The following is a 13,503-nucleotide window of genomic DNA, read 5'->3' on the forward strand; positions in this document are numbered from 1 at the left end:
CAGACTGTTTGTAGTAGAGCGCGCCAAGTCAGACGCTCAATCAAGTGCTTAATTTTGACCAAATAACCCGTTTTTAGAATCTCTACGTTGCCAAATATCCTGAGCTTGCTGAATGGCGTGCTCTACTATTTGTGCTTTATCTTCCTCAGTTTTTGTTTTTTGCGCTTTAGCCAATTCATTAAAAGCCAAATAAATACCTAAAGTACCAACAACCGCTTTTTCAGCGTATTCATTGTCAACGTCACCCAACCAAAACGCTTTAAGCTGGTTGAGCTCCAACGCTCTCGGTTTGACTTGCCACCCGTCTAATAAAGCTGGGAAAGTTAAGTGCTCTTTTTGTCCCGCAATAAAATAATGTAAATTGACATCACGCTCAGGGTTATATTCAATCTCCCCCCCTTCACCACGAAAGCACATAACATTACCTTGATTGCATAACTCAGCTACTTCTACATGACGTACATCAAAATGTCGATGATGAACACCATGTAAACTAAACTCTGCATTACTTGGATTCAACATTCGTGCCAAAGTGTTAGCGCAAGAGCGTAAACCAAATAAAGAACGTAATTGAATCAATTCATTCAACTTTTCATGTACATCTTCAAGCTCTGCGTAACAAAACCCAAACCTTTGTAGCATATCTTCAGCTTGCTGTTTGTTTTTAGCCGGAGTTACACCAAAGTACTCTAATGTTTCTCGCATATATAAACGCTTAGATTCTGGCTCTGCGGTACCATGCACAAATATTTTGCGCCCAGTTTGTGCAAACGCCATAATAGCGAGCAACATCCAAGGCAAATGACGTCTTTTACCCGCGTAACAACCTAAATCCAAATCAATCTGTAATCCTTCAAATTCAGTATTGATTGAACTTCTAATAGCCTCAACAAACCCAGCCAACTCTTCAGGTGTTTCTTCTCTCACACGCAAGAGCATTAAAAAGGCACCTAACTGCTCGGCACTTACCTGCCCATCTAATACCTGCAACATTGCATCTTTTGCTTGCGCTTGATCTAACGTTTGCCCGGCACGCTGACCGCGACCTATCATCTTAATATATTCTTTAAACTCGGTTGTCATTGTTGTATTACCTTAAATACCCTTTTTGACGGGGTATAAACCAAAAAAAGCAGGCTCAGCCTGCTTTTTAGTGTATCAAATTCCAGTGGCTTTGCCTGCTGATTAAACCGCCACAGCCGGGCAATTAGCACGAATCAAACCACTTAGATCGGTTTTGCACGAACCACAATTTGTCCCACATTTAAGGCGCTCGCCTAACTTTTCAACTGTATCGTCACCATAATCAACAATTGCTTCAATAATTTGCTTTTCACCTACTTGGAAACAACTGCATATTTGGCGACCCTTGGCAACTTCCGGTGTCGGAGTGCCTGCCACTAAAGCTTTAATTTCTTCCCGATCAAACTGTTGCAGCATAAACATTTCACTTAACCAACTGGTATCCTCGGCAAATGGTGTAGCTTGAATATAACAAACGAACTCTAACTGCTGCGCTTTGTAACACATTACGCGAAATGATTTTTCAGAGCTGTTTTCAACCCGAATCCACTCACCTTGACTCACACTATGTTGCTGACACCAATCTAACCAATCAGAAATTTCACCTTGCCCAGCAAATGACATTTGAAAACCGGCTTGATTTGGCGCTTTTGTCCAGTATTCACTGTCTGACATAATCATACTGCGACTAAATGCAATACCATAAAAATCGGCTGCATAAGGCTCTATAGTGACAGCTGCATGCTTGAGTTCCGGTTGACCAGAAATCGGGTCCACAACTGGTGCATATAATTTATTAATATTAGCCTGCGAAGCAAACTGTTTATTCCAATGCATAGGTGCAAACAGTTCACCTTTACGCTGACCAGAATCTAACTTAACTTTTAATAAAACTTGACCAAAGGCAGAAGTCACTTTGGCGACTTGTCCATCGATTAACGAGAAACGTTCTGCATCATTTGGATGCACTGCGACAAAAGGCTCGGCAATGTGAGCGGTTAATTTTGCCGCCTTACCGGTTCGAGTCATCGTATGCCACTGGTCACGCACACGACCACTATTAAGGACTAACGGATATTCTTCAGAGGTGATTTGCACGGGTGCTTTTGCAGTAACGCCAACAAATTGAGCTTTACCACTTTTCGTGAAAAAGCGCCCATCTTCAAACATTCGACTACAACCTTGCGGATACTGCGCATTGACAGGCCACTGAACAGGGCGCAGTCTATCATATTCACCTTCACTCATACCTGCTAAGCCGCTGATATCAAAATCACGAGAACCATAATTTTCATAGCCGGATAAACGCGCGTGCTCATCAAAAATTTCAGCTGGAGAGGTAAACCGAAAGCCAGACGCAAAACCCATTGCTTGCGCAACTTCGCAAATAATTTGCCAGTCGTGTTTTGCTTCACCCGATGGTGGCATAATGCCTCTTTGGCGTGAAATTCGTCGCTCTGAGTTGGTTACCGTTCCATCCTTCTCAGACCAGCCTGTTGCCGGCAACCTAACATTTGCCCACTCAGTGGTATCGGTATTTAAATTACAATCAGAAACGACGACTAAAGGACATGCTGCTAAAGCTTCAGCAATCGCATTACCATTAGGTAAGCTTACCGCTGGGTTAGTCGCCATTACCCATATCGCTTTAATTTCACCATTGCGCACTTTTTCAAACATATCTACGGCTTTTGCACCAGCTTTATCCGCTATTCGAGGTGAACGCCAGAAAGTTTGCACATTTTCACGATGTTTCGGGTTTTCGATATCCATATGTGCTGCAAGCATATTGGCTAAACCGCCTACTTCTCGTCCGCCCATCGCATTAGGTTGACCAGTGATAGAAAAAGGTCCGCTGCCAACTTTACCAACTTTCCCTGAAGCCAAATGACAATTAATAATCGCATTGCATTTGTCGGTACCCTGTGAGCTTTGATTTACTCCCATACAATAAAAAGTAATCGCCGTCGGGCTATTAGCAAACCATTGGTAATAAGTAGAAACCTGCTCTAATGGAATATCACAATACTGAGCGACTCTTTCTGCTGTCCAAGCCTGACACGATTCCAATGTTGCAGAAAACCCTTCAGTATGTTGTTCAATATAGTTTTTATCTAATAACCCTTGTTCGGCAAGATAATTAACCACACCATTAAGTAGAGCAACATCGGTTCCCGGTTTTATCGCGATATGTAGATCAGCCAATTCAGAGGTTGCACTTTGGCGCGGATCAATCACCACAACTTTCATATCCGGGTTAATTTGTTTCGCTCTTTCCATACGCTGGAACAACACCGGATGTGTCCAAGCAGCATTAGAGCCGACCAATACCAATAAATCGGTATCTTCTAAATCTTGATAGTTGCAAGGCACTGTGTCAGAACCAAATGCACGTTTGTAACCTGCAACAGCAGATGACATGCATAAACGAGAATTGGTATCTATGTTTGCCGAGCCAATGTATCCTTTCATTAATTTATTTGCGACATAATAATCTTCTGTCAATAACTGACCAGATACATACAAAGCAACTGCTTGCGGTCCGTGTTTTTCAATGACGTTCTGAAAACCGCTCGCAACATGGTTAATAGCTTCATCCCAAGAAACAACTGAATCCCCTATCATAGGCTGCAGTAATCGCCCGGACACATCATTCGTTTCTAACACGGATGAGCCTTTAACACACAAACGCCCAAAATTGGCGGGATGATCAGAAGAGCCATTTACTTGAGTTAGCGTCTGGCCATCAACGTTAACGTCAATGCCACATCCAACACCACAATACGGACAAGTGGTTTGTTTTAATCTTACTGCTGGTTTGTTCATCAAATTCTTACCTAAATTCGGTTGAGCTTCCGCCATTGGAATCATCAACATAAACACTCAAGTTTCGACTCTTCTGTCTTCTTTTGTCCGCCTTCGGACTACAGTAAAAATGCAAACGACATGCCAAAAACACAAAGCATTGATTATAAAGGACTTTAAATCGAGTCGCACAAGAAAAATGCAGAAAGTGGTATTTATAACGCGTTTATACGGTTAGCGATGCACCAAAATCTAACACAGAAATAACTTGAGAGTTGAAACTAAAAAAGAAAACGCAGCCAAATGGCTGCGTTTATAAAATTTATATTAGAGAATCATTTTAATTCTGTAATACTAAGACACTTCCACTGCTAATTTTGCCATTTCAGAGTCGATCACATTTTGCACCATACCCACACAAGTACCACAACTGCTACTGGCTTTGGTTTTTGCTTTAATTGCGTCAACCGTATCACACCCTGCACTTATCGCATCGACAATCGTGCCTTTAGTCACCAGATTACATAAACACACAAAACTTGAATCTGCCATTGTATCCGCCGGATTAACAGGCTCACCTTGCAAGGTTGGCACAATCAGGGATTCTGGCGTATCGGATAATTCATCTTTTTGTAAATGAAGCTGTAATAAATGATCGTATTCACTGGTATCACCAATCAACACCGCCCCAATTAAGTGTTTCTGCTGAGTATCTGTTACTACTTTTTTATAAACACCCTCTTCTGGGTTTTCGTAACAAAATGTCAGCGCATCTGGCGTTCTGGCATGCGCATCACCGATAGAGCCTACGGCAACCCCCATCAGTTTTAATTTAGTGCTCATGTCTGCACCAGAGAAGATCACTTCACCTTGTGTTAAATGTGATACGGCTGCACGAGCCATCGTATAGCCCGGTGAAACTAAACCGAAAATACGATTTTGCCAAAGCGCACATTCTCCAATTGCATAAATATCTTTATCCGATGTTTGGCAGTTATCATTAATAACAATACCACCACGCTCACCAATTTCTAATGCACACTGTCGGGCTAATGCATCTTGCGGTCGAATACCGGCGGAAAACAAAACCAAATCGGTTTCAATCTCACTGCCATCTGCAAACTCGAGTTTGTGTACACAAGACTCACCATCGGTAATAATTTTTGTCGCTTTTTCAGTGTGCACACTGACGCCCAAAGCTTCAATTTTAGCTTTAAGCTGGCGACCACCGCCTACATCAATCTGTGTTGGCATCAATTGAGGTGCAAATTCTACAACATGCGTCTTCAGACCTAACTGTTTTAGTGCATTGGCTGCTTCTAAACCGAGCAATCCACCACCAACAACCAAACCCACTTTACATTTTTCAGCAGCAGCTTTGATTAAATCTAAATCTTCTATCGTGCGATAGACAAAACAGTTTTCTCTCTCTTTACCCGGAATAGGCGGTACAAACGGAAATGAGCCTGTTGCCAAAACCAGTTTGTCGTACTCAAGCGTTTTGCCTTGATTTGTCAACACCGTTTTACGGCTGCGATCAATTTCGCTGACCCTTTGATTAACGAAGTGATCAATCCCTAAAGATTGATAATAAGTTTCTGAAGTTAAAGATAAATCTTCGGCTGACTTACCGGAAAAATATTCTGACAAATGAACTCTGTCATAAGCAAGCCTGGGCTCTTCTGCTAAAACTGTAATTTCAAATTGCTGATTCGATTGGGCAACCAATTGATCGACAAAATGATGCCCGACCATACCGTTACCCACTACGATTACACGTTGTTTAGTCGTCAAAATATCCTCCTGCAACTGTGCCTGGAAACGCGAAAAGCCGTTCAGCCGGCTTTTCTATATCAACAGTGATACCTAATTGGTCTAAGCAGGAACTATGCCACTTCTTTACCCTTCTTCGATCCGCTCGCTTTTTTTGTACTGACATTTTCAACTTTTCGTTGTTTTTCGTATAAGAAAGTCAAAACTTCATGTCGATAATGGTTATATTCAGGATTGTCCGCTAAAGCCAATCGTTCACGCGGGCGAGGTAGTGTAACATCTAAAATTTCACCGACCGTCGCGGATGGGCCATTTGTCATCATCACAATACGATCGGACAACAATACCGCTTCATCCACATCATGGGTAATCATGATAACCGTATTGCCAAGTTCAGCATGGATCTCCATTAACGAATCTTGCAAATGCGCACGCGTTAATGCATCTAGTGCACCAAAAGGCTCATCCATTAACAAAACTTTGGGCTGCATCGCCAGTGCGCGCGCAATACCGACACGCTGTTTCATACCACCTGAAATTTCATCGGGTCTTTTGTGCGCGGCGTGTGTCATATGCACTAATTCAAGATTATGATTAACCCACTCTTTCATTTCTTGTTTGTTCATTTTTTTAGCAAATACTTGTTTAACCGCCAACTCAACATTTTCGTAGGCAGTTAGCCAAGGTAACAACGAATGGTTTTGGAAGACAACCGCGCGCTCTGGCCCGGGTTCATTGACTTCTTTATTATCTAATAACACGCCCCCGGAAGTCGCCTGATATAAACCTGCGACTATATTTAAAACGGTTGATTTACCGCAGCCTGAGTGACCAATAAGTGACACAAACTCGCCTTTGGCAATTTTAAGATCGACATCTTTCAATGCGCAAAATGGCCCTTTAGGCGTCGGGAATTCGATTCCAACGCGGGTTAGTTCTAAGTGCTTTTTGTCTAATTCGTTCATTTTTAATTCCTCGTAAATTCTGTGCTTAATTATCTTTTGTTATCCGTGGATAGGGTGTTTATCGCAATACGGCGTTTTTATCCCAGCTAACAAATCGTTGAATCATCAACATTAAGCGGTCGAGCATAAAACCAATCACACCAATCACTAACACCGCCACCATAATGCGCGCTAATGAATCAGAACTACCATTTTGGAATTCATCCCATACAAATTTACCTAAACCCGGGTTTTGTGCGAGCATTTCCGCCGCAATCAAAACCATCCAGCCGATACCTAAAGATAAACGTAAGCCGGTAAAGATCATCGGGATGGAAGAAGGCATTACAATTTTAAATACGTGCGCTAATTTGCTTAAGCGCAAGACTCGACTGACGTTAACTAAATCTTGACTGATATTAGATACGCCAACAGCCGTATTGATTAAAGTTGGCCATAAACAGCATAAAGTCACAGTTAAAGCAGAGGTTAAGAAAGATTTTGAAAACATCGGATCGTCCGTGACATACACAGCACTAACAACCATAGTGACCAATGGTAACCAGGCTAACGGAGAAACAGGTTTAAAAATCTGAATAAGCGGATTGATTGCAGAATAGGTCTTTTGGCTTAACCCACAAGCAATGCCAATGGGTACTGCGATCACAGACGCAATAATAAACCCAACCATCACTGTATATAAACTGGTCCAGATTTGATCAAAGAAAGTGGCTTTACCCGTATAGTCTCTTATCTTAGGTTGATAAGTTGGGTCAACCTTCATACGCGCTTCGTTTCGCTCACGCTGGCGCTCGTAAAATGCTTCTGCTTTTTCGCGCTCAGCAAAATGCTCTGTTATCAGTGTACCTGCCTGACTATAAACCTGCGCAGGTCCTGGAAACTCGCCTAATGAAGTATCTATATTTTTTGCTGTAGAGGCCCAAAGTAATAAAAAAACGATTAACCCGATAAAAGGCAATAGCACGGCCGTTAATATTTGTTTGGCAAAATCGCTACTCAACGTCTTTTTAAAATCGAGTGCGGTTACTTTCGCCATGGTTGCTTCTTTTGACATATTCCTAACTCCTAACATCGCTGCCAATTGACGGCGACAACTCTGCCGCCGAAATGAGTTGAACTGCTTGCCATATCAGCTGGTAGGCAAACAGTCACCAATTTGAGATTAAAGTTGAGTATCACCTTTTAAACCGATTTTAAATTGCTCTAAATAAGCGTTTGGTTTAGTGCCGTCATAAACGACGTTGTCAATGAACTCTTTCTGCGGTGGTTTATAACCTGTCTCTGTCGCAAAGTTAGGGAATTCAGACGCCTTCGCTTTACCTTCTTTAATCAATGCTTTAGCAGCTTGCGCATAAATGTCTGGACGATATACTTTTTTCGCGATATCCATATACCAACTATCCGGTTTTGCTTCTGAAATCTGCCCCCAACGACGCATTTGTGTTAAGTACCAGATGGCATCAGAGTAGAACGGATAAGTCGCGTTATAACGGAAAAATACATTGAAATCAGGCACTTCACGTTTATCGCCTTTTTCATACTCGAACGTTCCTGTCATACTGGCTGCGATAACATCATAGTCAGCACCAACATATTGGCTCTTAGATAAGATTTTGACCGCTTCGGGGCGATTCGCATTATCGTTAGCATCTAACCACATAGCGGCTCTGATCATTGCTTTAACCACGCGAATATGGGTATTTGGGTATTTATCTGCCCAACCTTTACTGACACCAAAAACTTTTTCCGGATTGTTCTTCCAGATTTCGTAATCGGTAATAACCGGCACACCAATGCCTTTAAATACCGCTTGTTGGTTCCAAGGCTCGCCAACACAATAACCATAGATAGTGCCGGCTTCTAAAGTAGAAGGCATTTGCGGTGGGGGTGTAACAGATAACAGCGCTTCAGCTTGCAATTTACCTGAAGTGTCGCCTTTGTGCGGCGCATAATAACCCGGGTGGATGCCCCCGCGGCCAGCCAATAACGTAATTCATAGTTATGCGTAGATACCGGGAATACCATGCCCATGTTAAAAGGTTTGCCTTGTTCACGATACTTATCAACTACCGGCTTTAAATAATCAGCTTTTATTGGATGAACTGGCTTGCCGTCTTTATGCGGAATATTCTTTTTCATTTCTTTCCACACTTCGGTTGAAACGGTAATACCATTACCGTTCAAATCCATACTAAAAGCGGTAATGATGTCGGCTTTGGTACCAAAACCAATGGTCGCACCCAAAGGTTGGCCCGCTAACATGTGCGCGCCGTCTAACTGGCCATCGATTACTCGGTCTAATAAAACCTTCCAGTTTGCCTGCGCTTCTAGCGTGACGTATAAACCTTCATCTTCAAAATATCCTTTTTCGTAAGCGACCGCTAAAGGTGCCATATCTGTTAATTTGATAAAGCCAAATTTAAGTTCTTCCTTTTCAGGCCATCCTACATCCTGCGCACTTACAGGTGATGCAATGATACTTGCAGCGACTGACACAGAAACTGCCAACGTCTTGAAACTTGCCTTAATAAGCGAAGTGTTAAATTTCATATATCTCTCCAATTTCCCAAAAAAAAACCCACTCCGACAGTCTCTCTTTCGAAAAACTATCGGAGTGGGCTTCTGTGCCAATTCAAATTTTCGTTTTAATCTTTAAATGCAACAGCGCATTAACTCGACACTCAAGTTACATTCAATCAACGTGCCAACTTTAATTTTTATTTAATATCAATAAGTTAAATTCAATCAATATAATTTTCATCCTTTGAATCACTAATTCAGTGCAATTTAAATTCTAATCTTGCACCTAACACTCCAGTTATAAAAATTGTGAAAGTCTGCGCGTTGTTTTCAGTCAAATGATGGGTTAAACGTTTTACTTGAGGGCGATAATTGGTTAAGATTACGTCGCCTTCTGCTACAAAGTTAGGTAAACTGCGTCGCAGATTGATGAAACTTCAATAAACATATATGGATCAACAATTATAACCTGACGGCGGAATTATGAGTTCAACAATTTTAGTTACAGGTGGCGCGGGTTACATCGGCAGCCACACCGTTTTAGAGCTACTAAAACAAGACGACCAAGTCATCGTAGTCGATAACTTAGCAAATGCTTCCCCTGAAGCGCTCAATCGAGTCAAAAAAATCACAGGTAAAGACCTGACTTTCTATCAAGCTGATATTTTAGATGAAGCCGCATTAGATAAAATCTTCACAGAGCACCAAATTGATGCAGTCATTCATTTTGCCGGATTAAAAGCAGTTGGTGAAAGTACACAAATACCGCTCACTTATTACCATAACAATGTTACTGGCACCATTAACTTGTGCCAGATTATGGCCAAACATAATGTTAAATCAATTGTCTTTAGCTCATCAGCAACAGTTTATGGCGATCCACAAGCATTGCCTTTAGTTGAATCTATGCCAACAGGTATTCCAACTAATGCCTATGGTCACTCTAAATTAATGATTGAAGAAATTTTGCGCGATCTTGCTGAATCTGATCCTGAATGGAAAATCGTTCTTTTACGCTACTTCAATCCAATTGGCGCGCATGATTCGGGTTTAATTGGCGAAGATCCAAACGGTATTCCGAATAACCTGATGCCATTTATCACCCAGGTAGCTGTAGGCCGCCGTGAAAAGCTCAGTGTATTTGGCAGCGATTATAGTACCCACGACGGTACTGGTGTTCGGGATTATATACATGTTGTCGATTTGGCGTTGGGACATTTACGAGCATTAGAAAAAATACAAGACGAAAAAGGTGTCTTTACTTATAACTTGGGTACGGGTACTGGGTATTCTGTATTAGATATGGTTAAAGCATTCGAAAAAGCGTCCGGCAAAGAAGTGGCATATGAAATTGTCGACCGCCGTCCAGGTGATGTCGCTGCATGTTATGCTGACGCAAGTGCTGCAAAGCAAGATTTAAACTGGGCAGCCGAGTTCGGATTAGATAGAATGTGTCAGGATAGCTGGCGTTGGCAAAGTCAAAACCCAAATGGCTACAAAGACGCCGAATAAAAATAACTAATTTGCTTTAAGGAAATCGCGTGAAATATTTGGTCACAGGCGCAGCTGGATTTATCGGTTTTTTTACTTCAAGACGTTTGTTAGATGCTGGACATCAGGTTGTCGGCATCGACAACATGAACGACTATTACGAAGTACAATTAAAAAGGGATCGATTAAAAGAATTAGAACCATTTGAACATTTTAACTTTCTTCAATTGGATTTGGCCGACCGAGAAGGTATGGCTGAACTTTTTAAAGAGCACAAGTTTGATATCGTCATTCATCTGGCAGCTCAAGCTGGGGTTCGATATTCACTGGACAATCCATTTGCGTACGCTGACTCAAATATGGTAGGTCATTTATCCGTTTTGGAAGGTTGCAGACACAATAATGTTAAACATCTTGTATATGCATCTTCCAGCTCGGTATATGGCTTAAACAGTAAGATGCCTTTCTCAACTGAAGATTCAGTTGACCATCCGGTCTCTTTATACGCAGCAACCAAAAAAGCCAACGAGTTAATGAGCCACACCTACTCTCATCTGTATGATATTCCAACATCAGGATTAAGGTTTTTTACTGTGTATGGCCCTTGGGGCAGACCAGATATGGCGTTATTCAAGTTTACCAAAGCCATTTTAAATGGTGAGCCGATAGACATTTATAACGACGGTAACTTAGCACGCGATTTTACCTATATCGACGATATCGTAGAAGGTATTTTACGTGTGGCTAAAAATATCCCGACTAAAAATACCGAATGGAAAGCCGAAGAAGGTTCTCCCAAAGACAGCTCGGCACCTTATCGGGTATACAACATTGGCAATGGTTCACCTGTTCAGTTAATGGATTTTGTCAAAGCTATTGAAGATGCAATTGGCATTGAAGCTAAGAAAAACTTTATGCCGATGCAACCCGGTGATGTATACAAAACCTGGGCGGATACCGAAGATTTAGAAAAAGTGACGGGTCATAAACCACAAGTGACTGTTTCTAAAGGCGTTCAGAAATTTGTTAACTGGTACAGAAATTACTACAAAGTTTAGCCATAAAAAAAATGGCTTGGAGGTTGTTGTGGTTTGACCTCAAGTCATTACAATGGCGCTTTTTATCATCACAAGCAAAAAACGAAGCTGCCTTAATATGAAACACAACAACATAAAATTAGGTGTTTTACTCTGCGCTCTTGCACTTCCCTGCGCGTATGCGAGCAAACAAACACCTAGTGAAAAGTTTGGAAAATTCGTCGCTTCTGTCGAGCTGGGCTATATCATGACCTCCGGTAATACAGAATCGACTTCATTTATCGTCAAGGCAGACGTAGGAAACGAAACGGAATCATTTCGGAACCAGTTTTCATTTGATTCATTGTTTAAACAAGACGAAGTAACCTTAACGGATAACGAAACGGGTGTTCAATACACTGAAAAAGTAACTTCTAAAGAAAAATACTCAACCTCAGTTCAAACCAACTATAAAGTAAATGAAGATGGTGACGCTATCCTAGCGTTTGGCTCGTACGAATCAAACCGCTTCTCTAATTTTCATTATCAAGCCTCAATTGCAACGGGTTATAACACGCGTCTCCTAGACTCTAATACTGGCTTTTTAGACCTTTCTTTTGGTCCTGGTTACAGTTTTGATAGTGTTAAAGTAAAAGTAAATGCTGACAACCAGCAAATTGACGGCTCGGGTAACCTGATTTTAGACGACAGTGGCAACCCTATAATTGGTGATGAAGAAGCAAGAAACCAGTTAATTTGGCGTGCAGCAGCAACTTATCAAAGAAAAATTACTGAAGAAATAAAGTTTAAAGCGGCGTATTCAATAGAAGATGGTGATTACAATACTAAATCTACTTTTGAATCATCATTGACAATGCAGGTCAACGGCTCACTAGCACTTAAAGCAGCTATTCTAAATAAACGTAACTCAAGCGACGGAACCAGTTCTTCGGATAAACGGAATTCCATAACTTTGGTATACAACTTCTAAAGCTAATCTCCAGGATTTAATCGCAGGACGCGCTCTAACGACGGTTATCTATTATTCATCCATAACCATAATACTTTAAGCTAGATCAGTATATGTGCGTATCTCACTAAGAAAGTGCAATAACGCTCTCAACGACTTTACAAACGAAAAATTTACAACCATCTCTGATCTATTCGAAAAAATAAAAAACCATAAAAATCAGAGATATAATTTATAAACAAGCGTTCACCATTAAAAAGTTATAAAACTAGGCGTACTTTTTGCTTTTCAACTTTAAACAGCACTGAAGCAGTTAACATAAGTTAAATATATGCAAAGTAAGTATCAATCGCACCGCAGCATCGGCTTAAAGGCCTTATTACTGGTTGAAACAGAACACTTTGACCGGGATTTAAAAAACGCATTATTAACCTGCGGGTATGATGTTTATCCCATGCTCACAAACGGGCCGATCTTAAAACTTGTCGATCAAGTTGAACCGGATGTTATCATTTTAGATGTCGACAGACTGAGTAATGAAAATATTCACAGCTTAACAATAGTTAGCCAGATTGATCCGAAACCTATGGTGATCTTCACCGAGTTCTCTGATGAAGCTATGATAGACAAAGTGTTGAAATCAAAAATCAACGCTTATATTGTTGGTGATAAATTACCACACCACGTTGGGCCAACCTTACAAGTCGCTATTGCACGCTTTCGTGAAGTCCAGTCCCTCAAAGATGAACTTAACGAAACCAAAAGAAAATTAGAAGGCCGAAAATGGATAGACAAAGCGAAAGGAATGCTAATGAACAACAAAGGCTTATCAGAAGATCAGGCTTACCAAACGTTGCGAAAGATGGCCATGGACAGATCACAACGTATCGATGAGGTTGCGAAAAACGTGATTTCATTTATGCAAGCTGTCGGCTAATTG

At 41.2% G+C, this 13,503-nt stretch carries 9 protein-coding genes and 1 pseudogene; 4 read left to right on the plus strand and 6 right to left on the minus strand.

Annotated features, from left to right (window positions below; genetic code table 11):
* Positions 1-48 precede the first annotated feature (48 nt).
* The 6 genes and pseudogenes from FNT16_RS01355 to FNT16_RS01380 all read right to left on the minus strand — a co-directional run bounded on the left by FNT16_RS01355 (position 49) and on the right by FNT16_RS01380 (position 9,116).
* Positions 49-1,083: a glycosyl transferase family protein gene (locus tag FNT16_RS01355; RefSeq protein WP_143869861.1), complete on the minus strand. Its 1,035-nt coding sequence runs from the start codon at positions 1,081-1,083 to the stop codon at positions 49-51.
* A gap of 102 nt (positions 1,084-1,185) precedes the next feature.
* Positions 1,186-3,900 (minus strand): nitrate reductase, encoded by a 2,715-nt coding sequence (locus FNT16_RS01360; protein ID WP_246072301.1) that lies wholly within the window; start codon positions 3,898-3,900, stop codon positions 1,186-1,188.
* Positions 3,901-4,182: 282 nt separating this feature from the next.
* Positions 4,183-5,622, minus strand: coding sequence for a nitrite reductase large subunit NirB (gene nirB / locus FNT16_RS01365; RefSeq protein ID WP_342779153.1), 1,440 nt, complete (start codon positions 5,620-5,622; stop codon positions 4,183-4,185).
* A 92-nt stretch (positions 5,623-5,714) separates the two neighbouring features.
* The gene (locus FNT16_RS01370) at positions 5,715-6,566 is read right to left on the minus strand and encodes an ABC transporter ATP-binding protein (RefSeq protein WP_143869862.1); all 852 of its coding nucleotides are present in this window, start codon (positions 6,564-6,566) and stop codon (positions 5,715-5,717) included.
* A gap of 58 nt (positions 6,567-6,624) precedes the next feature.
* Positions 6,625-7,620, minus strand: a complete 996-nt coding sequence (locus FNT16_RS01375; protein ID WP_143869863.1) for an ABC transporter permease — start codon at positions 7,618-7,620, stop codon at positions 6,625-6,627.
* Between the two features lie 108 nt (positions 7,621-7,728).
* Positions 7,729-9,116: pseudogene (locus FNT16_RS01380) on the minus strand (CmpA/NrtA family ABC transporter substrate-binding protein).
* 453 nt (positions 9,117-9,569) lie between these two features.
* Here FNT16_RS01380 and galE point away from each other — a divergent pair.
* The 4 genes from galE (at position 9,570) to FNT16_RS01400 (ending at position 13,500) form a co-directional block, all read left to right on the plus strand.
* On the plus strand, positions 9,570-10,598 hold the full coding sequence (galE, locus tag FNT16_RS01385; RefSeq protein WP_143869864.1) for a UDP-glucose 4-epimerase GalE: 1,029 nt from the start codon (positions 9,570-9,572) through the stop codon (positions 10,596-10,598).
* A 29-nt stretch (positions 10,599-10,627) separates the two neighbouring features.
* Positions 10,628-11,635, plus strand: a complete 1,008-nt coding sequence (locus FNT16_RS01390; RefSeq protein WP_143869865.1) for an NAD-dependent epimerase — start codon at positions 10,628-10,630, stop codon at positions 11,633-11,635.
* Positions 11,636-11,732: 97 nt separating this feature from the next.
* The gene (locus FNT16_RS01395) at positions 11,733-12,584 is read left to right on the plus strand and encodes a DUF481 domain-containing protein (protein WP_143869866.1); all 852 of its coding nucleotides are present in this window, start codon (positions 11,733-11,735) and stop codon (positions 12,582-12,584) included.
* 310 nt (positions 12,585-12,894) lie between these two features.
* A complete protein-coding gene (locus tag FNT16_RS01400) occupies positions 12,895-13,500 on the plus strand; it encodes an ANTAR domain-containing response regulator (protein WP_143869867.1) in 606 nt (201 codons plus the stop codon).
* Positions 13,501-13,503: the final 3 nt, after the last annotated feature.

It is taken from the genome of Catenovulum sediminis (assembly GCF_007289895.1).
In the GTDB taxonomy this organism is placed as follows: Bacteria; Pseudomonadota; Gammaproteobacteria; order Enterobacterales; family Alteromonadaceae; genus Catenovulum; species Catenovulum sediminis.

Bases quoted from the DNA above. Each gene is read 5' to 3' on its own strand.
- FNT16_RS01355 (WP_143869861.1), bottom strand. From the start codon at position 1,083: ATGACAACCGAGTTTAAAGAATATATTAAGATGATAGGTCGCGGTCAG.
- FNT16_RS01360 (WP_246072301.1), bottom strand. From the start codon at position 3,900: ATGTTGATGATTCCAATGGCGGAAGCTCAACCGAATTTAGGTAAGAAT.
- FNT16_RS01370 (WP_143869862.1), bottom strand. From the start codon at position 6,566: ATGAACGAATTAGACAAAAAGCACTTAGAACTAACCCGCGTTGGAATC.
- FNT16_RS01375 (WP_143869863.1), bottom strand. From the start codon at position 7,620: ATGTCAAAAGAAGCAACCATGGCGAAAGTAACCGCACTCGATTTTAAA.
- galE (WP_143869864.1), top strand. From the start codon at position 9,570: ATGAGTTCAACAATTTTAGTTACAGGTGGCGCGGGTTACATCGGCAGC.
- FNT16_RS01395 (WP_143869866.1), top strand. From the start codon at position 11,733: ATGAAACACAACAACATAAAATTAGGTGTTTTACTCTGCGCTCTTGCA.
- FNT16_RS01400 (WP_143869867.1), top strand. From the start codon at position 12,895: ATGCAAAGTAAGTATCAATCGCACCGCAGCATCGGCTTAAAGGCCTTA.